Source organism: Tritonibacter litoralis, from assembly GCF_009496005.1.
In the GTDB taxonomy this organism is placed as follows: Bacteria; Pseudomonadota; Alphaproteobacteria; order Rhodobacterales; family Rhodobacteraceae; genus Epibacterium; species Epibacterium litoralis.
Genome location: NZ_WIBF01000007.1, coordinates 1 through 24,105 on the forward strand (window position 1 = coordinate 1; position 24,105 = coordinate 24,105).

Annotated in this window: 22 protein-coding genes, 1 other RNA gene and 1 riboswitch; of the genes, 15 read left to right on the forward strand and 8 right to left on the reverse strand. The window is 58.3% G+C overall.

Translation table 11 applies throughout. The features are described from left to right. The coding region (locus GFB49_RS11930) for a DNA polymerase III subunit gamma/tau (RefSeq protein WP_153216115.1) at positions 1 to 1,273 on the reverse strand (1,273 nt) is incomplete at its 3' end. A 333-nt stretch (positions 1,274 to 1,606) separates the two neighbouring features. Between GFB49_RS11930 and GFB49_RS11935 the strand changes: the two genes are divergently transcribed. After that, the gene (locus GFB49_RS11935) at positions 1,607 to 2,038 is read left to right on the forward strand and encodes a protein-tyrosine phosphatase family protein (RefSeq protein WP_246149699.1); all 432 of its coding nucleotides are present in this window, start codon (positions 1,607 to 1,609) and stop codon (positions 2,036 to 2,038) included. Between the two features lie 19 nt (positions 2,039 to 2,057). Here GFB49_RS11935 and GFB49_RS11940 read toward each other — a convergent pair whose 3' ends face one another. The 3 genes from GFB49_RS11940 to GFB49_RS11950 all read right to left on the reverse strand — a co-directional run bounded on the left by GFB49_RS11940 (position 2,058) and on the right by GFB49_RS11950 (position 4,953). Next, entirely contained in the window at positions 2,058 to 2,474 is a 417-nt protein-coding gene (locus tag GFB49_RS11940) for a hypothetical protein (RefSeq protein WP_194269333.1), read from the reverse strand. A 128-nt stretch (positions 2,475 to 2,602) separates the two neighbouring features. Further along, positions 2,603 to 2,844: riboswitch (cobalamin riboswitch) on the reverse strand. 123 nt (positions 2,845 to 2,967) lie between these two features. Next, positions 2,968 to 3,066: signal recognition particle sRNA small type (gene ffs, locus GFB49_RS11945), an RNA gene on the reverse strand. A gap of 96 nt (positions 3,067 to 3,162) precedes the next feature. After that, the gene (locus GFB49_RS11950) at positions 3,163 to 4,953 is read right to left on the reverse strand and encodes a 5'-nucleotidase C-terminal domain-containing protein (RefSeq protein WP_246149700.1); all 1,791 of its coding nucleotides are present in this window, start codon (positions 4,951 to 4,953) and stop codon (positions 3,163 to 3,165) included. Between the two features lie 328 nt (positions 4,954 to 5,281). Here GFB49_RS11950 and nudC point away from each other — a divergent pair, with 328 nt between their 5' ends. After that, entirely contained in the window at positions 5,282 to 6,268 is a 987-nt protein-coding gene (gene nudC / locus GFB49_RS11955; protein WP_153216118.1) for an NAD(+) diphosphatase, read from the forward strand. A gap of 48 nt (positions 6,269 to 6,316) precedes the next feature. Then, a complete protein-coding gene (locus GFB49_RS11960) occupies positions 6,317 to 6,781 on the forward strand; it encodes an SRPBCC family protein (RefSeq protein WP_153216119.1) in 465 nt (154 codons plus the stop codon). A gap of 24 nt (positions 6,782 to 6,805) precedes the next feature. On the opposite strand, the gene GFB49_RS11965 is transcribed toward GFB49_RS11960, so the two are convergent. After that, entirely contained in the window at positions 6,806 to 7,639 is an 834-nt protein-coding gene (locus GFB49_RS11965) for a prephenate dehydratase (RefSeq protein ID WP_153216120.1), read from the reverse strand. A 118-nt stretch (positions 7,640 to 7,757) separates the two neighbouring features. On the opposite strand from GFB49_RS11965, the gene GFB49_RS11970 reads away from it, so the two are divergent. From GFB49_RS11970 to GFB49_RS11990, 5 genes are all read left to right on the forward strand, one after another. Beyond that, positions 7,758 to 8,252 (forward strand): c-type cytochrome, encoded by a 495-nt coding sequence (locus tag GFB49_RS11970; protein ID WP_153216121.1) that lies wholly within the window; start codon positions 7,758 to 7,760, stop codon positions 8,250 to 8,252. A gap of 184 nt (positions 8,253 to 8,436) precedes the next feature. Beyond that, a complete protein-coding gene (locus tag GFB49_RS11975; protein ID WP_153216122.1) occupies positions 8,437 to 10,353 on the forward strand; it encodes an extracellular solute-binding protein in 1,917 nt (638 codons plus the stop codon). A gap of 2 nt (positions 10,354 to 10,355) precedes the next feature. After that, complete coding sequence (locus GFB49_RS11980; protein WP_153216123.1) at positions 10,356 to 11,465, forward strand: microcin C ABC transporter permease YejB; 1,110 nt, start codon at positions 10,356 to 10,358, stop codon at positions 11,463 to 11,465. After that, entirely contained in the window at positions 11,466 to 12,587 is a 1,122-nt protein-coding gene (locus tag GFB49_RS11985) for an ABC transporter permease (RefSeq protein ID WP_153216124.1), read from the forward strand. Beyond that, a complete protein-coding gene (locus GFB49_RS11990; protein WP_153216125.1) occupies positions 12,584 to 14,173 on the forward strand; it encodes an ABC transporter ATP-binding protein in 1,590 nt (529 codons plus the stop codon). The genes GFB49_RS11985 and GFB49_RS11990 overlap by 4 nt, the downstream gene beginning before the upstream one ends. A 230-nt stretch (positions 14,174 to 14,403) precedes the next feature. Here the strand turns inward: GFB49_RS11990 and hemN are convergent, their stop codons facing one another. Continuing rightward, positions 14,404 to 15,759: an oxygen-independent coproporphyrinogen III oxidase gene (gene hemN / locus GFB49_RS11995; protein ID WP_153216126.1), complete on the reverse strand. Its 1,356-nt coding sequence runs from the start codon at positions 15,757 to 15,759 to the stop codon at positions 14,404 to 14,406. Between the two features lie 61 nt (positions 15,760 to 15,820). Between hemN and fnrL the strand changes: the two genes are divergently transcribed. Next, positions 15,821 to 16,558 (forward strand): transcriptional regulator FnrL, encoded by a 738-nt coding sequence (fnrL, locus tag GFB49_RS12000; RefSeq protein WP_194269334.1) that lies wholly within the window; start codon positions 15,821 to 15,823, stop codon positions 16,556 to 16,558. A gap of 178 nt (positions 16,559 to 16,736) precedes the next feature. On the opposite strand, the gene GFB49_RS12005 is transcribed toward fnrL, so the two are convergent. Further along, a complete protein-coding gene (locus GFB49_RS12005) occupies positions 16,737 to 17,576 on the reverse strand; it encodes a universal stress protein (protein WP_153216128.1) in 840 nt (279 codons plus the stop codon). A 178-nt stretch (positions 17,577 to 17,754) separates the two neighbouring features. Here GFB49_RS12005 and ccoN point away from each other — a divergent pair, with 178 nt between their 5' ends. The 4 genes from ccoN to ccoP are packed head-to-tail and all read left to right on the forward strand — an operon-like array spanning position 17,755 to position 21,163. Beyond that, positions 17,755 to 19,359: a cytochrome-c oxidase, cbb3-type subunit I gene (gene ccoN / locus GFB49_RS12010; RefSeq protein WP_153216129.1), complete on the forward strand. Its 1,605-nt coding sequence runs from the start codon at positions 17,755 to 17,757 to the stop codon at positions 19,357 to 19,359. 14 nt (positions 19,360 to 19,373) lie between these two features. Beyond that, positions 19,374 to 20,102, forward strand: coding sequence for a cytochrome-c oxidase, cbb3-type subunit II (gene ccoO / locus GFB49_RS12015; RefSeq protein ID WP_153216130.1), 729 nt, complete (start codon positions 19,374 to 19,376; stop codon positions 20,100 to 20,102). 12 nt (positions 20,103 to 20,114) lie between these two features. Next, positions 20,115 to 20,300 carry a cbb3-type cytochrome c oxidase subunit 3 gene (locus tag GFB49_RS12020; RefSeq protein WP_153216131.1) on the forward strand — a complete coding sequence of 62 codons (186 nt, stop codon included), beginning with the start codon at positions 20,115 to 20,117 and terminating at the stop codon, positions 20,298 to 20,300. Continuing rightward, positions 20,297 to 21,163, forward strand: coding sequence for a cytochrome-c oxidase, cbb3-type subunit III (gene ccoP, locus GFB49_RS12025; protein WP_153216132.1), 867 nt, complete (start codon positions 20,297 to 20,299; stop codon positions 21,161 to 21,163). Before GFB49_RS12020 ends, ccoP begins: the two co-directional genes overlap by 4 nt. A 193-nt stretch (positions 21,164 to 21,356) precedes the next feature. On the opposite strand, the gene GFB49_RS12030 is transcribed toward ccoP, so the two are convergent. Next, complete coding sequence (locus GFB49_RS12030; protein WP_153216133.1) at positions 21,357 to 21,563, reverse strand: hypothetical protein; 207 nt, start codon at positions 21,561 to 21,563, stop codon at positions 21,357 to 21,359. 99 nt (positions 21,564 to 21,662) lie between these two features. Here GFB49_RS12030 and GFB49_RS12035 point away from each other — a divergent pair, with 99 nt between their 5' ends. Both GFB49_RS12035 and ccoG read left to right on the forward strand, forming a co-directional pair. Further along, a complete protein-coding gene (locus GFB49_RS12035; protein ID WP_153216134.1) occupies positions 21,663 to 22,535 on the forward strand; it encodes a LysR family transcriptional regulator in 873 nt (290 codons plus the stop codon). A 139-nt stretch (positions 22,536 to 22,674) separates the two neighbouring features. Then, the gene (ccoG, locus tag GFB49_RS12040) at positions 22,675 to 24,105 is read left to right on the forward strand and encodes a cytochrome c oxidase accessory protein CcoG (protein WP_343032554.1); all 1,431 of its coding nucleotides are present in this window, start codon (positions 22,675 to 22,677) and stop codon (positions 24,103 to 24,105) included.

A 24,105-nucleotide genomic window follows, 5' to 3' on the forward strand; every position in this document is an offset into this window, starting at 1 on the left:
CGCCCCCTCCGCTCGCCGCAGGCGCGCCCGCGCTCTGTGCGGGCATGCCGCCGCCAGGGCCACTGGGGCCGCCCGGCAGTGGCGGTGGTGGGGTGTCCTGCAGTTTGCGCAGCAATTCTTCGGGGCTAGGCAAATCGGCCACATGGGTCAGGCGGATCACGGCCATTTCGGCTGCCATCATCGCATTGGGTGCGGCTGCAACCTCTTCCAGCGCCTTGAGCAACATTTGCCACATCCGGGTCAGCACCCGCATTGGCAGGGCCTCGGCCATGGCCTGACCACGCGCGCGTTCATCGGGGCTGATGGTTGGGTCTGCGGCGGCGTCCGGTGTGATTTTTACAACCGAAACCCAATGGGTGATCTCGGCGAGATCACGCAACACCGCCAGAGGATCTGCGCCGGCGGCGTATTGTGAGGAGAGCTCGGTCAGGGCCGCAGCGGCATCGCCGCGCAGGATCATGTCGATCAGATCCAGAACCCGACCCCGGTCGGCCAGACCCAGCATGGCGCGCACCTGATCCGCTGTGGTTTCTCCGGCACCATGAGAGATCGCCTGATCCAACAGCGACGTTGCATCCCGGGCTGAGCCTTCTGCAGCGCGGGTGATCAGGGCCAGCGCGTCCTCGGCAATCGCGGCCCCCTCGGATGTGGCGATCTTGCGCATCAGCGCGATCATCACTTCCGGTTCGATCCGGCGCAGGTCAAACCGTTGGCATCGCGACAGAACCGTGACCGGAACTTTGCGGATTTCGGTGGTGGCAAAGATGAATTTCACATGGGCTGGTGGCTCTTCCAGCGTTTTCAACAGCGCGTTGAAGGCCGAGGTTGACAGCATGTGCACTTCGTCGATGATATAGATCTTGTAGCGGGCCGAGGCCGCGCGGTAGGCGACGCTGTCGATGATCTCGCGGATGTCATTCACACCGGTGCGCGAGGCGGCGTCCATTTCCATCACATCGACATGGCGACCTTCCATAATGGCGCGGCAATGTTCGCAGACGCCGCAGGGTTCCGTGGTTGGTCCGCCGTTGCCATCGGGACCAATGCAGTTCATCCCCTTGGCAATGATCCGCGCGGTGGTGGTCTTGCCGGTGCCGCGGATGCCGGTCATCACAAAGGCCTGCGCGATCCGGCCCGTCTCAAACGCGTTTTTCAGCGTGCGCACCATCGCGTCTTGGCCGACCAGATCGGCAAAGGTCTCGGGCCGGTACTTGCGGGCAAGGACCTGATATTTGGGCGTATCGCCCGCTTCGCCCATGGGGGTGTCGCTCATGATTGTATACCGGATTCGTATTCTTTTGATAGTCCGGCCCAAGGTAAGGAAGCGGGTCAGTTTCGTCCACCGCTCATCTGCCCGAAGCAAGCTTGGCTGATCGAAAGACGAGCAAATCACCCAGAGGTAAAAGAAAACTCTAGGCGCGGGACGCATTCCAGAGTTAGAGTTTGAAGGTAGGAGTGGCGGTACTCTGGCCCAGCTGGGGAGGCGCTGATGCGGATGGAACGCACAACAACTATGACCCCGGGTTCACAGCTACGCGAACCCGGTCAAGCAACACTGACAATTCATGCCCTTTCGGTGGCGAACGGGAGTTTGGCCTTGTGCCGAATGCCTGGGGAGACCGGACACTATCGCGCGGATTTGCAGGATATCAATGATTGGAAGCCCGGGCTGGTGTTGTCGATGACCACCGGAGCTGAACAGGAGGCTGTGGGCGCATTGACGCTGGGGGCGGACATTCAAAGCATGGCGAGCCGATGGTTTCATCTGCCGGTGCCGCGCTGTGGTATCCCGCCGTCAAACGTGCTGTTCAAATGGCCCAAAGCCAGCCATGCCGCGCGCAAAGCATTGGTGGGCGGGGGCCGGGTCTTGGTCCATGCAGGTTGCGGCTCTGGCCGGGCGGGCATGGCGGTGTTGCGTCTGATGATCGAAGTGGGGGAGCCGCCGCATGCGGCTTTGAACCGGCTGCGCAGCTTGGATCCCTTGGCGGTTGAAACGGATGAGCAATTGGCCTGGGCCATCTCGGCGCGCCGTGTGTAACCCCGATTAAACCGCCCGATTAAACCGGCTGTCTGAGGGCTGTATCAATGTGTCGGGTCGTGGCGATCTGCAAAGGCAATGCCTGTGCCACGGCGCAGGGCAGATGGTCGCTGGAGGGGCGCGCTATGCTGGGTATGAGGTCGTTGGAAAACATCGCATCCGCCAGCTGATCCAAAACCTTCTGTTCGGCGCTGTCAGAGACATCACAGAACACGCGTATCTGGGCGTGGGAGGCGACAAAACGGGCTTGGCAGCCTGCGCCACAGGCCTTCAGCGTGCTGTGACCTGTCATTTCAAAATCATCTTGTGTGACGGGTTTGGCCTGGGTCATGGCAGCGCTCAAAGCTTGGAGCATCTCCAACGCGGCAGGACAGGGGCGGCCAAGTTTTGGGCAGTGGGTTGCCGCCATTTCATGGGTTTCACCGGTCCAGATCATTGCATCCTCCATCCGCAAAATTTGCTAGACAGGGCGCAGGTCAGGTCAAAGGCGGTTGTGGTCTCCCCGGGCGTTGCCCTGTTCCAAACCCGCATTTGGATCCCGCCCCGGAGCACCCCGCCCGGTTTCGAGTTATCGTTTTGATGGCAGGTCTCCTGACTTGCGGGTCATCGCGTCCCCGAACCTTCCCGGCGGGTGATCCAGATCACCCATGGCCAGTGGTTCGTTTCGGGGCAGCTCGCCGCTTACAGTTGCGGGGGCAGTCGCGGCATTAAAACAACCTGTGTCACAGGCGTGCTTTGCACCGTGTTCCCTTTTCATCCGGGCCACACATAACGCGCGGCCAAGAACCATCACACACAGGGGTAAAGAACAGGCCCCAGAGTCGTCAAACGAATTCCGGTGTGGCCCGTGTTAATACGGGTGCCGAAGCATGGCATGCGACAAAGCACGCAGGAGATCCGGTCATTTGCGGAAAAATGAGAGTGTGGGAAAGTGAGAGGTTGGACATCGACCCAAGCGGGGCTCGTTGTGGCTGCTTCCTTCCGGACCTGACCAGGTTGGCGAGGCGCCTGCCCGCGCCAACCTCTCGAATCCGGATATAGAGGGCGAGGCCTAGAATGACAAGAGCGTGACAGAAGTTATCGAGGCTCTGCGCGAAGGGGGGCGTTTCGCGCAGAGCCTGTGATCAGAGCTGCAATCGCAGCCCTAAAAACCCGTTGGTATCCACGGGCAAGAGTGAAAGACGATCGGCTGGCAGTTCGGCGATATGGGCCGAAGCCGCGGGGCCTGTGCGCAGTAAAACCTGGGTGTCGCCTATTGGCGCGAACCGCCAAGGGGAGGGAGCTTCTTCCAGCGGGTCGCGCATGAGTTGGCCGGAAATGTAATCCCGAACAACATCGCGCAGGCGGACCTGTGGCAGCGACAATTGCGGAGCATAGCGTACCATATTGAAATGACCGCCGCCGCTGGCGCGATAGCTGCTCAAAGCCACCAGAAAGCGTTGGTCTGGGCGTATAAGGTCGCCGTTCCAGCGCAGGTTTCGGATGCGTTTTGCGGTTGGATTCACCAATGTGCCAACGGCATTGAAACGCGCAGGTTGGGTTACATCAATGTCATATTCAATGCCAAAGATCACATCGTAGTTGTGGCCCGCGCGCGCTTCGTCCACCAGCGCAGCATCCTGGCTGCCGGGGGTGATGCGGTTGAAAATGCCTGCAGACATTTCCAACCAATCCAACAGCTCTATCCCGGTGATCTCCACCGCGCGCAATTGGTTGGGGAATATTTGTAGATCTGTCACATGCCGCATGGTGACGGGGCCCGCAGGTACATCCGTGTAAAAGCTCGGCCCAGCCCGTGCGCCAAATTTGCTGGGAGCGGCGGCCGACAACAAGGGCAAATCGGCCGCGGGCGTTCCAGCCACATAAGCGCGCACAGCAGCCGCCTGCGCACTGGCCGTGAGCGCAAGGGAGCGGTCATGTGAGAAAAAGGTGAAAAACGAATGTAGGGGGGCGTCGACCCGCCCGACGGGCTGGTTGAGGCGGCCGCAGGCTTCGATGTGATCATCATGCAAGGCGGCTTTGAGTTGTGCGTCTTCAGCTACCATTGCAGAGTCACTTGGGGCAACGCTTTGCAATGTGGCCTTCGTGTTCTGGACTTGCCAACCTGTGCCATCCCAGTGAAGCGCGATGTCGATCAGCCCCAAATGGCTGCCAAAGGCGCCGGGCATGACCACGGGGCTGGTTGTGGGAGTCTGCGGATCCGGCAGCGCCAGATGGGTATGGCCGGCAACATAAGCGTCAATGTCAGGCAGAGCCATCAACGGGTAAAGCGCGTTCTCCATATTGAGCACCGCGTCCTGGTCGCCCAGCCCGGTATGCGCCAATGCGACCACCACGTCACAGCCCTGGTCGCGTAAGGCGCGGGCGGCATCCTTGGCGGCGTTGACCATATCCTGAACAACCACCCGTCCTTCCAGGAAATAGGCATCCCAGATTACCGTTTGCGGCGGCAGGACCGACAGGATACCGATCCGCAACGGTGGCGCGTCAGGCACAGCTGGGATGGTTTTGTCGACGATTGTTGATGACACAAAGGGTAATTCCAGACCCGGTTCAATCGCGCTCATATTAGAGCAGATCGCAGGGCAGGGGGCGTCCTTTAACAGCCGGGCCAATGTGGGCAACCCATAGTTGAAATCATGGTTGCCAAGCCCCATCGCGTCATAGCCCATGATCGAAAACGCAGTCATCAGCGGGTGGCGCGCCTCTTGGCCGTGCAGGATGTTTTCGCCCAGGGGCGCACCCTGAAACCCGTCGCCATTGTCCACCAACAAGGTGGCGTTTCCGTCCTCTTGGGCTTTGGCCCTTGCGGTTTTTACAAGTGTTGCAACGCGGGTTAGGCCAAGTGGAATTCCGGAGCTGTCAGAGTAATAATCATGCGCCACAAGATGCGCATGCAGGTCTGTTGTCGCCATGACGCGTAGCCGAGCCGGTTGGCTTTGCGAGGGCGATTGTCTTCCTGTCATTTTGCCGATGCTGGGCGCATATTGAGCCTGCTCACAGTTTGAATTCTTCTATATTCTTACACATAGAAGCAATGTTTAAAGCATGTGCAAAGGGTAGAATCTTAACAATTCGCCATTTTTGGGGGGGTCGAACAACTAGGGCGAGAGGTTGGCGGTAAAATATTGGCAAAGAAGCGATTTTTTGCGAAAACTTGCCGCGAGGTTATTTGAATTTTGCAGGCTGTGAGCTAAGCGAACGCCGTGTCCTGTTAATCTTTAGGCAATAGGCAACGAGCAGATGAAAAACGCAGAAACGGTGACTTTTGGCGGGGGCGGGCTCAATCGGGCGGCGCACCTCCGCAATGATGCGGCAGGGCTTGGACAGCGGTGGGAAAACGGCGGGTTGGTGCTGCTGTTCTGGGAAGGTAAACCGCTGGTGCAACGCAATGATGTGGATGGTGAGGCAGGGCCCGATCAACTGGTTTGGTTAAGCAGCGACCACCCATTGGTGACGGGTGCCGCCGCGCGGTCGGTGTTCCTGGGGCTGAATTCAAGCGGTGACGCGTTGTTTGCCGCCGAGCTTTTGGAGTGGCAGCCGGATGGCGAGGATCTGAGCCAGATCGGTGCCTTTCGTGATCTGACCGAGCAACAACACCCGGATCTGCCAGAGGGTCAGATCTTTGCCGAGCTGCGCAGTTTTATGGCTGGTTTGTCGCCCTGGGATGCCGAAGTTGCCGCCACTGGCAAAGCGGTTTTGGCTTGGCATCACACCCATGGGTTCTGCGCCAAATGTGGCGCAAAAAGCGAGATGATCGAAGGCGGTTGGCAGCGGCAGTGCCCGGACTGCGGTGCGCGCCATTTCCCCCGCACGGACCCGGTTGTGATCATGCTGATCACCCGTGGCGACAAGGTGTTGATCGGGCGCTCTCCGGGGTGGCCAGAGGGGATGTATTCACTGTTGGCGGGCTTTGTGGAGCCCGGCGAAACCCTGGAGGCTGCGGTTCGGCGTGAGGTGTTTGAAGAGACCGGCGTCACGGTCGGGCCGGTTGGTTACCTGGCTAGCCAACCCTGGGCATTTCCGATGTCCTTGATGTTTGGCTGCTGGGGAGAGGCGACCAGCGAAGAGATCACCATTGATCCCCATGAAATCGAAGATGCGCTGTGGGCCAGCAAGCAGGACATCATGGAAGCGCAGGCGGAAATGCACCCAAAAATCCGCCCCGCCCGCAAAGGCGCAATTGCGCGTTTCCTACTTGATAACTGGCTTGCGGATAGACTGCAGTGAAAGAGCCCGCCCATTTTGTGCATTTAGCCGTTGCGAACAGGTGAACACATGGAATTGAAAACGTCCGAAGACATCGATGCCCCGATTGAGCAGGTTTTTGGCCTGTTGTCGGATTTTGACAATCTGGAACGCCTGGCCGCCCGTCGCGGTCTGGAGGTTGAACGGTTGAGCCAAGGCGCTGTGCAGGAGGGGATGGAATGGCGTGTCGGCTATCGCCTGCGTGGCAAGGATCGCAGTCTGGATCTGCGGCTGACCCAACTGCAGCCCTCCACCTTTATGGCGGTGACAGGCGAAGGCAGCGGCGTGTCCGGCCAGTTCGGGATCGAGCTGCTGGCGCTGTCGCCGCGGTGCACGCGGGTGTCGATCTCGGTCGATCTGGCCGCCAGCAGCCTGCCGGGGCGGTTGTTGCTGCAATCGCTGAAACTGGCGCGCGGCAAGGTTGAAAAGCGCTTCAAAGAACGCGTTGGTCGGTTTACGGCCGTGTTGGAAGAGCGGCTGAACGACTACGCCTGAGGCCGCAAGGGGTGGGCCTGCAGCTTAGTGGCGCTGCAGGCTGGCCGGGAAGACGCCCAGGATCTTGATGTTGGTGGTGAAATAGGCCAGCTCGTCCATGGCGAGCTGGACATTGGGGTCGTCGGGATGGCCTTCGATGTCGGCGTAGAACTGGGTCGCGGTGAACGAGCCGTCGACCATATAGCTTTCGAGTTTGACCATGTTGATCCCATTGGTCGCAAACCCCCCCATGGCCTTGTAGAGCGCGGCGGGGATGTTGCGGACCTGAAAGACAAAGCTGGTGACCATCCCATGTTCGCCGCGGCGCTCATAATTGGCCTGACGATCCATAATCAAAAAGCGCGTCGTGTTGTTGCCATTGTCCTCGATATGATGGGCAAGGACGTCCAGCCCGTAGATCTCTCCCGCCAGCTCACTGGCCAGCGCCGCAATGGTTGGATCATTGCGTTCCGCAACGTCACGGGCGGCACGGGCGTTATCGGGGCTGACCCGGCCAATGATGTTGCGCTCTTTCAGGAAGCTTGCGCATTGGGGCAAGAGCACCAGATGGGAATAGGCTTCCTTGACATCCGACAAGGTGGCGCCCGGCACGCCCAGCACATTAATGTGCACCCGCACAAAGGCTTCGTCCACGATGTGGAGGTTGGATGTGGGCAAAAGGCGGTGAATATCCGCCACGCGCCCATAGGTGGAGTTTTCAACCGGCAGCATGGCTTGGTCGGCGACGCCTGAGTTTACCGCATCAATCGCTTGTTCAAAGGTGCGGCACGGCAGGACCTCCATATCGGGGCGGGCTGCGCGGCAGGCTTCGTGGCTATAGGAGCCAAGCTCTCCTTGAATGGCGATTTTGCGGGTCATTTGCGTCACTTCCGTAGAAAACATCAATAAACGGGCATTTGGTCGCGCTGTCTATACCTTGTCAGACTATAGGGGAAGCCTTAGACACCTTGGCAGACAGCTAAATGGAAAAGCGATCATGTTCGACACGATGACCCTTACCAAAGCGACCGCAGGCTTCTGTGGCGCCTTTCTCGTTTTCCTGCTCGGCAAATGGGCGGCGACTGAGATCTATGCAATGGATAGCCATGGTGAGGCATCCTATGTGATCGAAGTGGCTGACGCGGGCGGCGCCGAAGAAGTGGAAGAAGTAAGCTTTGAAGAGCTTCTGGCTTCTGCTGACGTCGGCAAAGGGGCCAAGGTTTTCAAAAAATGCGCAGCTTGCCACAAGCTGGAAGATGGCGCCAACGCAACCGGCCCGTATCTGTTTAATGTGGTCGGGCGCGACATTGGCTCGGCCTCCGGCTTTGGCTACTCGGGCAGCTTGCCGGCAGGCGCGTGGACCGAAGACGAGCTGAACGCCTTCCTGACCAAACCGTCCGACTATGCGCCGGGCACATCAATGAGCTTTGCGGGTCTGAAGAAAGACACCGACCGCGCAAACCTGATCGCCTACCTCGCGACGATCAAATAAACACGAGATTGTGTTTCGATGAATTTCAGGCCGTTGTCCCCTGGGACAGCGGCTTTTTATGTTTGCGGGCAGCACTTCGCCTCTTCACGGGCTGTTCACATTCTCTAAACTTGTATTAGCTGTGCTTGGACACATACAAGTAATCCATAACTCTGGCAGTAGAACCCAAATGGAGGATCCGTCGATGCAGTCACCCCGAGCCGAGGCCCGTGTAACCGTCGCCCCGCGAACTGGAACGCTGATGAGGTTGATGGGTATGGGGATTGGCGCGCTGATCCTGGCCGCAGGCATGGCCAAGGCCGAAGAGGGCATCATCAAAAGCCACGGGTATTCGTATTTTGGAAATCTCGACTATCCGGCGGACTTCAAACATCTGGATTATGTGAACCCGGATGCGCCCAAAGGCGGAGAGATGGCGCTGGCCGCATCGGGCACGTTTGACAATCTGAACCCCTATACGGTCAAGGGACGGTCCGGCGCGCTGACGACGTTGCAATATGACAGTCTGATCGACAGCACCGTGAACGAGGTTGGACAGTATTACGGGTTGTTGGCCGAAAGCCTGGAATATGACGAAGGGCGCAATTGGGTGATCTTTCACATGCGGCCCGAGGCGACGTTCTGGGATGGCACACCGGTGACGGCCGAGGATGTGGTGTACAGCCACACGCTGTTCATCACCCAAGGTCTGCCATCCTATGCGCAGGCGGTCAGCCATATGGTCACCGGGGCCGAGGCGCTGGATGATCACACGGTCAAATTCACGTTTAACCCGGATGTGTCGCGACGCAGCTTGATCGAAACCGTAGGCAATACGCCGGTGTTCTCCAAGGCTTGGTTCGAAGCCGATGAAAGCCGCCGTCTGGATGAACCCCGCTACGAGGTCGCGGTGGGCTCTGGTCCTTACAAGCTGGACAGCTATGACGTGAACCGCCGCATTGTGTACAAACGACGGGATGACTATTGGGCCAAGGATCTGCCGATCAATGTGGGTCGCCACAATTACGATACGATCCGGATTGAGTATTTTGCCGATCAGACCGCATCCTTTGAAGGGTTTAAGGCCGGTGAATACACCTTCCGGATCGAATCCGATGCCAAGGTCTGGGCAACCAGCTATGATTTCCCAAAGCTGAGCGAAGGCCTGGTGGTCAAAGAGGAGATCGCCGATCAAAGCGCGCCGTCTCCGTCTGGGTTTGTGTTCAACTTGGGCAAACCGCAGCTAGCGGATAAATCCGTGCGGGAGGCGCTGGCGCTGGCGTTTAACTTTGAATGGGTGAATGAATCGCTGTTGTTTGGCCTGTCCACGCAACGCAGCTCCTTTGTTGAGGGCACCCATCTGGAGGCCAAAGACGTGCCGAAGGATGGTGAGCTGACGTTCCTGAATGGGTTGGGTGATGTGGTTCCTTCTGAGGTTCTGACCACACCGGTTTCTGCAAGCCATACGTCAAAATCCGAACGTCTGCGGGATCGCCGCAACCTGCGCAAGGCGGCCAAGATGCTGGATGCGGCCGGCTGGCCTGTCGGCGAAGACAAGCTGCGCCGCAATGCTGCCGGAGAGACGCTGAAGATTGAAATCCCCTATGCCACCAGCATTCCGGAAACAACTGCCACGATGATTGAGACCTATGTCCAGAACCTGCAGGCGCTGGGTGTGGATGCCAAAGCCGAGAAGGTCGATCCCTCACAGTTCACCCTGCGCCAGCGCGAACGCGATTACGATATGGTCTATTCGGCGCGGTACGGCTCATTCCTGTCCACCGGCGGCGGGCTGACACAGATGTATGGGTCCAAAGAAGCGGCCTTTAGCCTGTTTAACCCAGCGGGGCTTGCCAGCCCCTTGGTTGACGCCATTATCGAGGCCTCCTTTGAAACCACCAATCAGGCAGATCAGGATGCAGCCTTGATGGCCCTGGACCGGGCGTTGCGCTATGAGTTTTTTGTGGTGCCGGACGGCTATGTGCCCAATTACTGGGTCAGCTATTTCGACATGTATGAACACCCAGAAAATATGCCCAAGTTCGCGCTGGGCTGGTTGGATCTGTGGTGGGTCAACCCTGAAAAAGAAGTCGAACTGAAAGCCAAAGGCGCGTTGCGGTAACCATGGCAGCCTATATCCTTCGACGCCTGTTGTTGGTGATCCCCACGCTGTTGGGGATCATGATTGTGAACTTTACCCTGGTGCAATTTGTCCCCGGCGGTCCCATTGAACAGATCATTGCCCAGCAACAGGGGCAGGGCGATGTATTCGCCGGATTTGCCGGTGGTGGCGGGGACAACCTGTCAGAAATCGAAAATGACCTGACCCTTGGCGGCAGTGGGGGAGAGGAAAAATATGCCGGTGCCCGCGGCCTGCCACCCGAGTTCATCGAGGAGCTGGAGCGCGAGTTTGGGTTTGATAAACCACCCTTGCAACGGTTTCTGCTGATGCTTGGCAATTACGTACGCTTTGATTTCGGGGAGAGCTATTTCCGCAAGATCGGTGTGATTGATCTGGTGCTGGAGAAAATGCCGGTGTCGATCACGCTGGGACTTTGGTCCACGCTGATCGCCTATGTGATCTCGATCCCTTTGGGCATTCGCAAGGCGATGCGGGACGGTTCCCAATTCGACACGTGGACCAGTGGTATCATCATCGCGGCCTATTCCATTCCGGGGTTCCTGTTTGCAATTTTGTTGTTGGTTCTGTTTGCTGGTGGGTCCTATTGGCAGGTCTTCCCGCTGCGGGGGCTGACGTCCGATAACTTCAGCGAGCTGAGCCTGATTGGCAAAATTGGCGACTATTTCTGGCACATTGCGCTGCCGGTTCTGGCCTCGACCATTGCAAGCTTTGCGACGCTGACATTGCTGACCAAAAACTCCTTCCTGGATGAGATCAAGAAGCACTATGTCATGACCGCCCGAGCCAAGGGGCTGACCGAGAACCGGGTGCTTTATGGCCATGTGTTCCGCAATGCGATGCTGATTGTGATCGCAGGCTTCCCGGCCGCATTCATGAGCGTGTTTTTTGGTGCCAGCCTGATTATCGAGACGATTTTCTCGCTGGATGGGCTGGGGCGTCTGGGGTTTGAGGCCGCCGTTGCGCGGGATTACCCGATTGTCTTTGGCACGCTGTTCATCTTTGGTCTAATGGGGCTGTTGATCGGCATCATCTCGGACCTGATGTATGTGCTGGTCGATCCGCGCATCGATTTTGAAAGTCGGGAGGGGTAAATGGCTGGATCTGTGTTCAAACTGTCTCCGCTGAACCAACGCCGCTGGCGTAACTTCCGCAACAACAAGCGGGCCTATTGGTCGCTTGTTCTGTTCTCCATTCTGTTTGGCCTGTCACTGCTGGCGGATGTTGTGGCCAACGACAAACCGATCCTGGTGCAATATCGCGGCTCGTTCTATGTGCCTGTGGTCCATTCCTATGCCGAAACCACCTTTGGCGGTGATTTCGAGACCGAAGCCGCCTATCGCGATCCTGAGGTGCAATGTCTGATCCGCTCCGGAGGGGTTGAGGATTGTTTTGACGACCCCGAAGGCATTATCGATGAGATCAACGCTGGCACCTATGCGGCGGATGGGTTTGAAAAAGGCTGGTCGATCTGGCCGCTCATTCCCTATTCCTTTGACACGCCGGTGGATCGTCCGGGTGCGGCACCGTTGCCACCCAATGGCCAGAATTGGCTGGGCACCGACAGCCGCAAACGCGATGTACTGGCGCGGGTGATCCATGGCTTCCGCCTGTCCATCGTCTTTACGCTGATGGTCACCGTGGCGGCGACGGTGATTGGTATCATTGCTGGCGCGGTGCAGGGGTATTTTGGCGGCTGGCTGGATCTGATCTTCCAGCGTGTGATTGAGGTCTGGGCCTCGACCCCTTCGTTGTATGTGATCATCATCCTGTTTGCCATTTTGGGGCGCAGTTTCTGGCTGTTGGTTCTGCTCAGCGTGCTGTTTGGCTGGACCGCGCTGGTGGGCGTGGTGCGCGCGGAATTCCTGCGCGCACGGAACCTGGAATATGTGCGCGCGGCCAAGGCCCTGGGCGTTGGCAATATGACCATCATGTTCCGCCATATGCTGCCCAATGCAATGGTGGCCACGCTGACGATGCTGCCCTTTATCGTGACGGGTACCATTGGCGCGCTGGCCAGTCTGGATTTTCTGGGCTTTGGTCTGCCATCCTCGGCGCCCTCACTGGGAGAGCTGACCTTGCAGGCAAAACAGAACCTGCAGGCCCCCTGGCTGGCCTTTACTGCCTTTATTACCTTTGCCCTGATGCTGTCGCTTCTGGTCTTCATCTTTGAAGGCGTGCGCGATGCCTTTGACCCAAGAAAGACCTTTTCATGAGCGCAGTTTTGCAAGTGAAAGACCTCCGCGTGGCCTTCCAGCAGGACGGCCAATTGGTTGAGGCGGTAAAAGGCGTATCCTTTGCGGTCGACAAGGGGGAAACCGTGGCCTTGGTCGGGGAATCCGGGTCGGGGAAATCGGTCTCGGCACTGTCGACCGTGTCCTTGCTGGGAGATAACGCCCATGTGAGCGGCTCTGTCACCTACGGCGGCACAGAAATGGTGGGCGCGGATGAGGCCCATCTGCGTCAGGTGCGTGGCAATGATATCTCGTTCATTTTTCAGGAGCCGATGACCTCGCTCAACCCGCTGCACACGCTGGAAAAACAGCTGGCGGAAAGCCTGGCCCTGCACCAAGGCCTGGTGGGAGAGGCAGCACGAAAGCGGATCCTGGAATTGATGGATCGGGTGGGGATCCGGGACGCCGAAAGCCGTCTGAACGCCTATCCCCATCAGCTGTCCGGCGGGCAGCGCCAGCGGGTGATGATCGCCATGGCGCTGGCCAACAAGCCCGATATCCTGATCGCGGACGAGCCGACAACGGCGCTGGATGTGACCATTCAGGCGCAGATCCTGGATTTGCTGGCCGAGCTGAAAGAGATCGAGGGGATGGGTGTTTTGTTCATCACCCATGACCTGGCCATCGTGCGCCGGATTGCCGACCGTGTCTGTGTGATGAAAGACGGTGAGATTGTTGAGGCCGGACCAACGGCCGAGATCTTTGCCAATCCGCAGCACCCCTATACGCAAAAGCTTTTGGCGGCTGAGCCTTCTGGGGTGCCAGATCCCGTGGCCGAGGACGCCCCTATGATGGTGGAAACCGAAGGGTTAAAGGTCTGGTTCCCGATCCAGCGCGGTTTTCTGCGCAAGACGGTGGGGCACGTCAAAGCGGTGAACCCCTGTTCGATCTCAATCCGGGCCGGGGAAACCCTGGGCATTGTGGGCGAGTCAGGCTCGGGCAAGACAACAATGGCACTTGCGATTATGCGGCTGATTGCATCCGAAGGGGCGGTGTTGTTTCAGGGGCAGGACTTGCGGCATTGGTCGAGCAGAGATCTGCGCGGCCTGCGCAAGGATATGCAGATTGTGTTCCAGGACCCCTTTGGCGCCTTGTCGCCACGGATGACCTGTGCCCAGATCATTGCCGAAGGCCTGTCGGTCCATGAGGTGGACAAAGGGCGCAACCCCCGCGAATTGGTGGCCGATGTCATGGAAGAGGTGGGGCTGGATCCGGTGGCCATGGACCGTTATCCGCATGAGTTTTCCGGCGGGCAACGGCAGCGGATTGCGATCGCGCGTGCCATGGTGCTGCGCCCCAAGCTGGTGGTGCTGGATGAGCCCACATCCGCGCTGGACATGACGGTGCAGGTGCAGATCGTAGAGCTGCTGCGGGATCTGCAGAAACGCTATGGGCTGGCCTATATGTTCATCAGCCACGATCTGAATGTGGTGCGGGCGATGTCTCACCAAGTGGTGGTGATGAGCCAAGGCGATGTGGTCGAGAGCGGGACGGCAGAACAGATCTTCTCAGCCCCCAAAGAGCTTTATACGCAGCAACTCTTGTCCGTTGCGTCCCCGGCTGGGTAGGCCGGGTCGCACCTTACGTGTCGGACGGATTGCCAACAACGGGGTACTCCCGCGCCCGCAGGTGCCTTGCCTATGGCAAGACCCCTTGGCGGCCTTGGGCCAGGCTCGGCGCGAATGCGCCGAGCCTGGCCCAACGGGAACGGTGCATGTCATACATGCGCCAGTGACGGGCGGGAGCCTTTGGTGGGACGTGCTGCGCGGATAGTGCAAAGGCGCACAGCCCGGCGGGCTTAGATCGCAGCGCTGTGCCCGGCTTTGCTAAGATCATACGCGTCAAAAGCACGCGCGATGACCCGGGTCAGGGGCTGGGCGCGCGGTGGGATCAGGAAATCATTACCCTTCAGCTCCACCATGTCCGGGAACTGAACCGCTACCCGTTCAAACAGGCTGTTGAGCTCCGTTGCGGACACAGCAAACCGCGCCATCACCTCTGCTCCGTCAATGCGGAAGTCGCACATCAAGGCTTCGATCAACCGGGCGCGCAGCTTGTCCTCATCCGTGAACACATGTCCGCGTGACGTCGAAAAACGCCCCGCGCGCACCGCTGAGGTATGCGCGGATGTCGCCGGTGCATTCTGGGCGTAACCCTGTGGAAAGCGGGAAATCGAAGACGCGCCCAGACCGATCAGAACTTCGGAGCGGTCATCGGTGTACCCTTGGAAATTGCGACGCAGCTGCCCCAGCGTCTGGGCCACGGACAACCCGTCTTCGGGGCGGGCGAAATGGTCGATGCCGATGTCTTTGTAGCCGTCCCACCGGAACAGTTGCTGCGCCGTTTCAAAGAGCTCCAGCCGCGCCTCGGGTGTGGGCAGCGCCTCGGACGGGATCATGTTTTGACGACGCGCCATCCATGGCACATGGGCATAGCCATAAAGCGCCACCCGGTCTGGCGACAAGGACAAAAGCTTTTGCACGCTGTCGGCCATGCGCCGGTTGGTCTGATGCGGCAGGCCATAGAGGATATCCGCATTCAAACTGTCGATCCCATTGGCGCGCAGCATTTCAACCGTTGCCAGTGTCGTCTCATAACTTTGCGGGCGCCCGATGGTTTCCTGGATCTGCGGATCAAAATCCTGCACTCCGATCGAGGCGCGGTTCATGCCCGCCGCAACCAAAGCCTCAATCCGCGCGCTGTCGATCTCATTCGGGTCGATTTCGACTGAGAATTCGGCGTCCTTGGCCAAGGGGGCAACCGCAGCTATGGAGGCTGCGAGATCGCGCATCATATCCGGGGACAACAGAGTTGGCGTGCCCCCGCCCCAATGTAGGCGCGACAGCGTCACACCTTGTGGCAAATGCTGGGCCAGCAGGTCCAGTTCAGCCTTGAGAACATCCAGATAGGCACGCACCGGAGAATCAGACTGTGTGCCTTGCGTGCGGCAAGCGCAAAACCAGCATAACCTGCGGCAAAATGGTACATGCACGTAAAGCGAGATAGAGCTGTCGGGGGTAATTGCGCTGATCCACCTTGTAAACAAGGTAGAATCCACAGATGACCCAAAATGAGGCGCTGTTGGGTAACTGGTATAGCGCGGCACTTTGGCGTCGAATAAACCGAGGCGGGCCAATTGTGATTTCGTATCCATGACTATAGTTTAAGAAGAACACACTCCCCAGGTCATTGACCCAGATCAATTGGAAAAAATGATGGCAGCCCCTGTACTCACCCATGTCAAATGCGCTGACTGCCCCATTCGGCACCGTGCTGTGTGCGCGCGATGTAATGCGGATGAGCTGGAGGAACTTGATACGATCAAATACTATCGCAGCTACGAGGCCGGTCAGCCGATTGTCTGGTCAGGCGATTCAATGGATTTTGTTGGCTCTGTGGTCTCTGGCGTAGCGACGCTGACGCAGACAATGGAGGATGGGCGGACCCAGATGGTTGGCCTGTTGCTGCCATCGGATTTTGTGGGTCGCCCAGGACGCAGCGGTGCGGCCTATAATGTGGTGGCAACGAACAACGTGATGATGTGCTGTTTCCGCAAGAAGCCCTTTGAAGAGATGATGGCGCGGACACCGCATATTGCCCATCGTCTGTTGGAGATGACGCTGGACGAATTGGATGCGGCGCGGGAATGGATGCTAGTGCTGGGGCGCAAAACAGCGCGTGAAAAGATCGCGAGCCTGTTGTCAATTATCGCCCGCCGGGATGCGTCGCTGGAAAAAGGACCGCTGGACCGGCTTGAATTCGAACTGCCTTTGACCCGCGAAGCCATGGCCGATTACCTGGGTCTGACACTGGAAACTGTCAGCCGCCAGATCTCAGCCCTCAAGAAATCCGGCGTGATCGAGCTGGAAGGCAAGCGCCATATCATCGTGCCCGATATGAGCCGGCTGATGGATGAAGCCGGCGACGACAGCGACGGTGGTTTTCTGGGCTGATTGCGGGCGCGGCCCAGTCCGTCTGAAAGCAGCCCATCAGGATGCCGGTCGACGCGAGACGCCTTTGAAAAAAGGGACCCGCACCGGGATGGAATGGGTGCGGGTCAACCGAGCCGCCCACCGGAAATTTGGAGACATGGTGCGCGGGCTCGTCCGGGGAAACCGGAGATTGCAGGTTTTAATGCGCCATCAAGACGGGGCGGTTCGCCGCCTCAAGGATGTTGCGGGTGGCTCCACCCAGGATGGCTTCGCGGAACCGGGAGTGGCCATAGGCCCCCATGACCAGCAGATCCGCATCTGTGTCCTCAGCATGACGCAGCAGCACATCAGCGGTGCGCGGCAGGGATTTCGACAGCACGTTGACCTCGCAATGGATGCCATGACGCGACAGCATTTGACACAAAAGCCCACCGGGGTCTGAGCGATCCGGACCATGGCGCGGTGGGTCAATAACCACCACATGGACAGAGCGCGCGGCTTTTAGGAAGGGCATCGCCTTGCGCACGGCGGACAGGGCTTCGGCGCTTTCATTCCAACCGATCTGGACCGTTTTGGGAACCTTCAGGACCGGTGTGTCCTGTGGCACCACCAGAACCGGGGCTGCGCTTTCAAACAGTCCGGCCTCTACAATCGCCTCGCCTTCGATGGCCGCATTGTCCCCATAGGGTTTGGCAACAACCATCAAATCACAAAAGCGCCCGCGGCGCGCAATATGGCGGGTGACTTCGCCCAGCGGCGCAACCGCTGTGGTGGCCGAGAAGGGCAGGCCGTTGCGGGCCAGATGCTCTTCGGCAAAAGCCTGCAGCGCGGCGGCCTGGTCGCGCGCCACTTGCAAGGATTGTTGCAGCAGCATCGCGTTGGCCATCCCATAGTCATAGCTGGTCTGGGTGCGGTCGATGCCCAGACAAAGCGCATCTGTGTGGGCCTCAAACTGCTGTGCCAAAGCGCTGGCTTGATCCAGCGGTGCCTTGGCTTGGTCAATGTCACTGATCACGGTCAGCAAAGTTTTATAACTCATCTTGCACCTCATCCGGTTCAAGGGTTGCGCGTCTCGTCTTGTTTCATGCCACGGTTTGCCGCGTCAGGTTTTGATGCAGATCAAGGCTAGGTTTTGCCAATTCAGGCATCACGGCGTCGGTCTGTAACCGCCCGAAGTCTCTCAAAGAATCGATAAGGGCAAGGTAAAGGGACGAGAAATGTCTAACTATATCAAGCTGATAGCGCTTGGTCTCATCACGTTCTTCGCGATGCTTGGGATCAACTTTGCGCGCGACTTGGCGTATCAGGTGCATGCTGTGATCATCATGCTGGTGGCGGGAGGTTTGTTCCTCTACACGCTGCGCAAGACCGATGAGCCGGTCGCACCTCTGCCAACCAATGAATATATGGACGGCGTAGTACGCGCCGGTGTGATTGCCACTGCGTTTTGGGGTGTCGTCGGGTTTCTGGCGGGCACCTTTATTGCGTTCCAACTCGCCTTTCCGGCGTTGAACTTTAACTGGGCCGAAGGCTTTGCCAACTTTGGTCGCCTGCGCCCGCTGCATACGTCAGCTGTGATTTTTGCCTTTGGCGGCAACGCCTTGCTGGCATCGTCCTTCTATGTGGTGCAACGGACATCGGCGGCACGCCTGTGGGGCGGGAACCTGGCGTGGTTCGTGTTCTGGGGCTACCAGCTTTTTATTGTGCTGGCAGCAACAGGCTACCTGCTGGGCGGCACCCAGTCCAAAGAATATGCGGAACCTGAATGGTATGTTGACCTGTGGCTGACAGTGGTCTGGGTGGCCTATCTGGCGGTCTACCTCGGCACAATCATCAAACGCCGCGAGCCGCATATCTATGTGGCCAACTGGTTCTTCCTCGCCTTTATCGTCACCGTTGCGATGTTGCACGTTGTGAACAACCTGACCATTCCGGTGTCGATCTGGGGGTCCAAATCCGTCATCGTCTGGCCCGGCGTCCAAGACGCGATGGTGCAATGGTGGTATGGCCACAATGCGGTGGGCTTCTTCCTGACTGCGGGCTTCCTGGGCATGATGTACTATTTCATCCCAAAACAAGCTGAACGGCCTGTGTTCAGCTATAAGCTGTCGATCATCCACTTCTGGGCGCTGATCTTCATCTACATCTGGGCCGGTCCGCACCACTTGCATTACACCGCGCTGCCTGACTGGGCCTCGACCCTAGGTATGGTGTTCTCGGTTGTGCTTTGGATGCCCAGCTGGGGTGGTATGATCAACGGTCTGATGACCCTGTCCGGTGCCTGGGACAAGCTGCGCACCGATCCGGTTCTGCGGATGCTGGTGATCTCGGTTGCCTTCTACGGCATGACCACTTTCGAAGGTCCGATGATGTCGATCCGTGCAGTGAACTCGCTGTCGCACTATACCGACTGGACCATCGGTCACGTACACTCTGGTGCGCTGGGTTGGAACGGTATGATCTCCTTTGGGGCGCTGTATTACCTGACACCGGTTCTGTGGAAACGCGACCGTCTGTACTCGCTCGGCCTGGTGTCCTGGCACTTCTGGCTCGCGACCATCGGAATCGTGCTTTATGCCGCGTCGATGTGGGTCACCGGTATCATGGAAGGCCTGATGTGGCGTGAAGTGGATGCCAACGGCTTCCTGGTCAACTCCTTCGCTGACACCGTTGCTGCGAAATTCCCGATGTATGTGGTGCGCGGCCTGGGTGGGGTGATGTACCTCAGCGGTGCGTTGATCATGTGCTACAACCTCTGGATGACTGTCCGTAAGGCCCCGGCTAAAGAAGCCAGCCTGTCGGTTGCAGTCCCGGCTGAATAAGGAGGGCTGCAGAGATGGCAATTCTTGACAAACACAAGGTCCTTGAGACCAACGCGACCCTGCTTTTGATCTTCTCTTTCCTGGTGGTGACCATCGGCGGTCTGGTTCAGATCACCCCGCTGTTCTACTTGGAAAACACCATTGAAAAGGTCGAAGGCATGCGCCCCTACACGCCGCTTGAGCTGGCGGGGCGCGAGGTCTACATCCGCGAAGGCTGTTATGTCTGCCACAGTCAGATGATCCGCCCGATGCGAGATGAGGTCGAACGCTATGGTCACTACTCCCTGGCGGCCGAGTCCATGTATGATCACCCGTTCCAGTGGGGGTCCAAACGCACCGGGCCGGATCTGGCCCGTGTGGGTGGCCGTTACTCGGACGATTGGCATGTGGACCACCTGCGGGATCCGCAGTCGGTGGTGCCGGAATCCGTGATGCCGAAATATGGCTTCCTGGAACGCACTATGCTCGAAGGTGAGTACATCGGCGACCTCATGGCGACCCAAGCGATTGTTGGTGTGCCTTATACTGACGATATGGTTGCGCAAGCGCAGATCGATTTCCGTGTCCAAGCTGACCCGGACAGCGATTATGATGGTTTGCTTGAACGCTATGGCGAAGACATCAATGTGCGTAACTTTGATGGCCAGCCCGGTGTTTCCGAGGCCGACGCGCTGATCGCTTATCTGCAAATGTTGGGGACTTTGGTTGATTTCTCGACCTTCACCCCCGACGCCAGCCGCTAAGGAGGGGATGATATGGAAATCTATACGCTCCTTCGGCAGTTTGCTGACAGCTGGATGCTGCTGATGTTGTTCACCTTCTTTATCGGCGTTGTTGTCTGGGCCTTTCGGCCCGGCAGCACCAAGGTCTATGCCGACAGCGCCGATATCCCTTTTCGCCATGCGGATAAACCCGCCGAGCCCGAGGAGACCCGGACATGAGTAAGAAACCGGTCCAACCTCATGAGATCCCAACCACCGGCCACAGCTGGGACGGGATCGAGGAATTCGACAACCCGATGCCGCGTTGGTGGCTGTGGACCTTCTACCTTTGTATCATCTGGGGGATTGGCTACACCATCGCGTTCCCGGCCTGGCCTTTGGTCAGCGGTGCCACTGCTGGTCTCTTGGGCTGGTCCACACGCGGTGATGTTGCGGCGGATATTGCGGCCGTGGATGAGGCCAATGGCCCAATCAACGCCCGTCTGGAAGCGGCTGACATGACCGCGCTGACCTCTGATCCAGAGCTGCATGGCTATGCGGTATCTGCCGGTGCGGCGGTGTTCAAAACCTGGTGTGCCCAATGCCACGGCTCTGGTGCCGCGGGCGCGGTGGGCTACCCGAACCTGCTGGACGATGACTGGCTGTGGGGCGGCACCATCGAGGACATCCAAACCACCGTGGCGCACGGCATCCGCAACGAAGAGGATGACGACGCGCGGTACTCCCAGATGCCCGCCTTTGGTCGTGACGAGCTGCTTGAGCAGACAGAGATCGCGGCGATTGCCAACTATGTGGTGTCTTTGTCGGGTGAGCCGCAAGATGCATCCGTAGTTGCAAACGGCGCGGTTCTGTTTGAGGAAAACTGCGCATCCTGCCACGGGGAAAACGCCGAAGGCGACATCTACCAAGGGGCTCCGAACCTTGCGGATGCGATCTGGCTTTACGGCGGGTCCTATGCGGATGTGGTTGAAACCATCTCCAATGCCCGCTTTGGCGTGATGCCCGCATGGTCTGGCCGCCTGAGCGAGGCTGAGATCCGCTCGGTCACGGCTTATGTGCACCAGCTGGGTGGCGGCGAGTAACGTCAACCTTTCATTCACACCATTAAAAAGGGCCGCAGTCAGCGGCCCTTTTTGTTTGCGAACATGTTAACAGGTTTTCTCTGTCGGTTTGATGCAGATCAAAGTTCGCGCCTGGCAAAGCTGTCACAAGTAACGCGTGGGTCTTGTGCCGGTTTCGATCGGCGGTCCAAGACAGACCTTCCCCTTTTCGTGCTTACTTTAAGCGCGATGTCGTCGCCGGTGCTTCGTATTGTTCGCGCGTTTCCCGAAGTGTCGGCGACGATTTTTTCCAGACTTCAAAACGTCTTGGTGCCTTTTTGCGGCGCGGTTTCTGGGCGTCATCAATCGGTGGCAATTGGGAGCTATCAAAGCCTGCTGCCGTCAAAAACACATGCGCATAAACATTGGTCAACATCGTCATTCTCCTGATCCTGATTGGGTGTGCCTTGCCTGTACCCTTGCCAATTTTGCGCCTTTATGCGATTCAATAAAAAATCGATTATGTAAGTTGGGATTACATATGGATTGGATGAAGATGCCGCCACTGTCGGCGCTGCGCGCCTTTTCCGCCTTTGCGGAACAGGGGGGTGTTGCCGAAGCTGGGGCCAGCCTGAATGTGAGCCACGCTGCTGTCAGCCAACAGATCAGAGCGCTGGAAAAGCATATGGATGTGGCGCTTGTCGATCGTCAGGGTCGCGCGCTGGAGCTGACGTTTGCTGGTCACCGATTGGCCCAAGCACTGCAACTTGGGTTTGGCGCGATTGGCACGGCGGTGCAGGATCTGGCACAAGAAAGCGACGCGCGGCCAGTGAAAATGACATTGACCCCGATGTTCGCCGCGAAATGGCTGATGCCACGGCTTGGCGATTTTCGCGAGAAACACCCTGACATTGATCTGGTTCTGGATCCAACCGGCGCTGTTGTGGATATGCGAAACGGTGGTTTTGATCTTGCCATTCGGTATGGTGACGGGAATTGGCCCGGTCTGGAGGCGCATATGTTGTTGCCGGTGCAGCGTATCGTGACAGCCGCGCCTGCTTTGTTGAAAAACGAGACAATCACGACCCCTGCGGATTTGCTGGATCTGCCATGGGTCGAAGAGCTGGGCACAACCGAGGCATCATCCTGGCTACGAGAGCGCGGCGTGACCTCAGAGCCCCGAGGCCCACGCATTCGTGTTCCCGGCAATCTGTTGCTGGAAGCGGTGTTGAACGGGCAGGGCGTGGCGGTCAAAATCCGTGAGTTTGTGCAGGACGAGTTGGACAGTGGGCGCCTGACCGAGCTGTTCCATGAAGAAGATGATTGCGGATATTACATCGTTACGCGGCCAGGGGATCTTCGCAGCTCTGCGCGGCGTTTTGTGACATGGCTGCGCCGTCAGGGGCAAAGTTAACACCGCCGCGACAATTTGCGCAGGGAGAGCGGCGCGAAAACATCCATGCGCAATGCCCTTTTTGATCCACGTCAAAGTCGGTTTTGCGCATGTTTGGCAAAAGTCGGGTCGGTCCTATAATTATTCTTGGAGCACGCCCGTGAGCGATTCCAGCCAAACCCCCAGCCTTTATGCCGCCAGGGAACCTATTTTTCCGCGACGCGTTTCTGGTAAATTCCGCAACCTAAAATGGATCATCATGGCGGTGACCCTTGGGATTTATTACCTGACTCCGTTTCTGCGGTGGGATCGGGGGCCGAACCTGCCGGATCAGGCGGTGTTGGTGGATCTGGCGAACCGGCGGTTTTACTTCTTCTGGATCGAGATTTGGCCGCATGAGTTCTATTTTGTGGCGGGTCTTTTGATTATGGCAGGCCTTGGCCTGTTTCTGTTTACATCGGCTCTGGGTCGGGTCTGGTGTGGCTATACCTGCCCACAGACCGTTTGGACCGACCTTTACATACTGGTGGAGCGTTGGATCGAAGGGGATCGTAACGCCCGTCTGCGTTTGCACCGGCAAAAGAAACTGGACCTGCGCAAGATCCGCTTGCGGGTGACCAAATGGATTGTCTGGCTGTTGATCGGCATGGCAACGGGCGGGGCCTGGGTCTTTTACTTTGCGGATGCGCCGACCTTGGCTGTGGATTTGTTCACCGGGCAGGCGCATATCATCGCTTACTCCACGGTCGCCATTTTGACCTTTACCACCTTCTTGTTTGGCGGTTTCGCACGGGAGCAGATCTGCATCTATGCCTGCCCCTGGCCGCGTATTCAGGCGGCGATGATGGATGAGGATACGCTGACGGTAGCCTATCGCGACTGGCGTGGGGAGCCGCGCGGCAAACATCGCAAGGCCAATGCGGACAAGCCTTTGGGCGATTGCGTGGACTGTATGGCCTGTGTGAACGTCTGCCCGATGGGGATCGACATCCGCGAAGGCCAGCAGATGGAATGTATCACCTGCGCGCTGTGTATCGATGCCTGCGATGACGTGATGGACAAGCTGGGCCGCCCCCGTGGGTTGATTGACTATATGGCCCTGTCGGATGAGTCGCGCGAACGGGACGGTGGCAAGGCGAAACCGGTCTGGTCACACATCTTGCGCCCGCGTACCGTCCTTTACACCGCTTTGTGGTCGATGGTTGGCGTCGCGCTGGTCTATGCGCTGTTTATCCGGCCCGAGGTGGATCTGACGGTCGCGCCGGTGCGCAACCCAACCTATGTCACCTTGTCGGATGGATCGATCCGCAACACCTATGACGTGCGCCTGCGCAACAAACACGGCGATGCGCGCCCGTTTGAGGTCACGGTCTCCGGTGACCCTGCCTATCAGATCGAGTTGGAAAATGTTGCGGGTGCTATTGTCGAGGTGCCAGCGGATGCGGCGCATTTGCAGCGTGTCTATGTGATTGCGCCCAAAGAGACCGGGCCTGCACAGGGCGAAGCCACCGATGTACGCATCTGGGTCGAAGACACTGTCAGCGGTGAACGGGCCTACAAAGACAGTACCTTTAACGGACGGGGACAGTAA

What these genes read in the sequence shown, in the direction of transcription:
- GFB49_RS11935 (WP_246149699.1), top strand. Translation starts at nt 1,607, where the DNA reads ATGCCTGGGGAGACCGGACACTATCGCGCGGATTTGCAGGATATCAAT.
- GFB49_RS11940 (WP_194269333.1), bottom strand. Translation starts at nt 2,474, where the DNA reads ATGATCTGGACCGGTGAAACCCATGAAATGGCGGCAACCCACTGCCCA.
- GFB49_RS11950 (WP_246149700.1), bottom strand. Translation starts at nt 4,953, where the DNA reads ATGGCGACAACAGACCTGCATGCGCATCTTGTGGCGCATGATTATTAC.
- nudC (WP_153216118.1), top strand. Translation starts at nt 5,282, where the DNA reads ATGAAAAACGCAGAAACGGTGACTTTTGGCGGGGGCGGGCTCAATCGG.
- GFB49_RS11960 (WP_153216119.1), top strand. Translation starts at nt 6,317, where the DNA reads ATGGAATTGAAAACGTCCGAAGACATCGATGCCCCGATTGAGCAGGTT.
- GFB49_RS11965 (WP_153216120.1), bottom strand. Translation starts at nt 7,639, where the DNA reads ATGACCCGCAAAATCGCCATTCAAGGAGAGCTTGGCTCCTATAGCCAC.
- GFB49_RS11970 (WP_153216121.1), top strand. Translation starts at nt 7,758, where the DNA reads ATGTTCGACACGATGACCCTTACCAAAGCGACCGCAGGCTTCTGTGGC.
- GFB49_RS11975 (WP_153216122.1), top strand. Translation starts at nt 8,437, where the DNA reads ATGCAGTCACCCCGAGCCGAGGCCCGTGTAACCGTCGCCCCGCGAACT.
- GFB49_RS11980 (WP_153216123.1), top strand. Translation starts at nt 10,356, where the DNA reads ATGGCAGCCTATATCCTTCGACGCCTGTTGTTGGTGATCCCCACGCTG.
- GFB49_RS11985 (WP_153216124.1), top strand. Translation starts at nt 11,466, where the DNA reads ATGGCTGGATCTGTGTTCAAACTGTCTCCGCTGAACCAACGCCGCTGG.
- GFB49_RS11990 (WP_153216125.1), top strand. Translation starts at nt 12,584, where the DNA reads ATGAGCGCAGTTTTGCAAGTGAAAGACCTCCGCGTGGCCTTCCAGCAG.
- hemN (WP_153216126.1), bottom strand. Translation starts at nt 15,759, where the DNA reads ATGGATACGAAATCACAATTGGCCCGCCTCGGTTTATTCGACGCCAAA.
- fnrL (WP_194269334.1), top strand. Translation starts at nt 15,821, where the DNA reads ATGGCAGCCCCTGTACTCACCCATGTCAAATGCGCTGACTGCCCCATT.
- GFB49_RS12005 (WP_153216128.1), bottom strand. Translation starts at nt 17,576, where the DNA reads ATGAGTTATAAAACTTTGCTGACCGTGATCAGTGACATTGACCAAGCC.
- ccoN (WP_153216129.1), top strand. Translation starts at nt 17,755, where the DNA reads ATGTCTAACTATATCAAGCTGATAGCGCTTGGTCTCATCACGTTCTTC.
- ccoO (WP_153216130.1), top strand. Translation starts at nt 19,374, where the DNA reads ATGGCAATTCTTGACAAACACAAGGTCCTTGAGACCAACGCGACCCTG.
- GFB49_RS12020 (WP_153216131.1), top strand. Translation starts at nt 20,115, where the DNA reads ATGGAAATCTATACGCTCCTTCGGCAGTTTGCTGACAGCTGGATGCTG.
- ccoP (WP_153216132.1), top strand. Translation starts at nt 20,297, where the DNA reads ATGAGTAAGAAACCGGTCCAACCTCATGAGATCCCAACCACCGGCCAC.
- GFB49_RS12030 (WP_153216133.1), bottom strand. Translation starts at nt 21,563, where the DNA reads ATGACGATGTTGACCAATGTTTATGCGCATGTGTTTTTGACGGCAGCA.
- GFB49_RS12035 (WP_153216134.1), top strand. Translation starts at nt 21,663, where the DNA reads ATGGATTGGATGAAGATGCCGCCACTGTCGGCGCTGCGCGCCTTTTCC.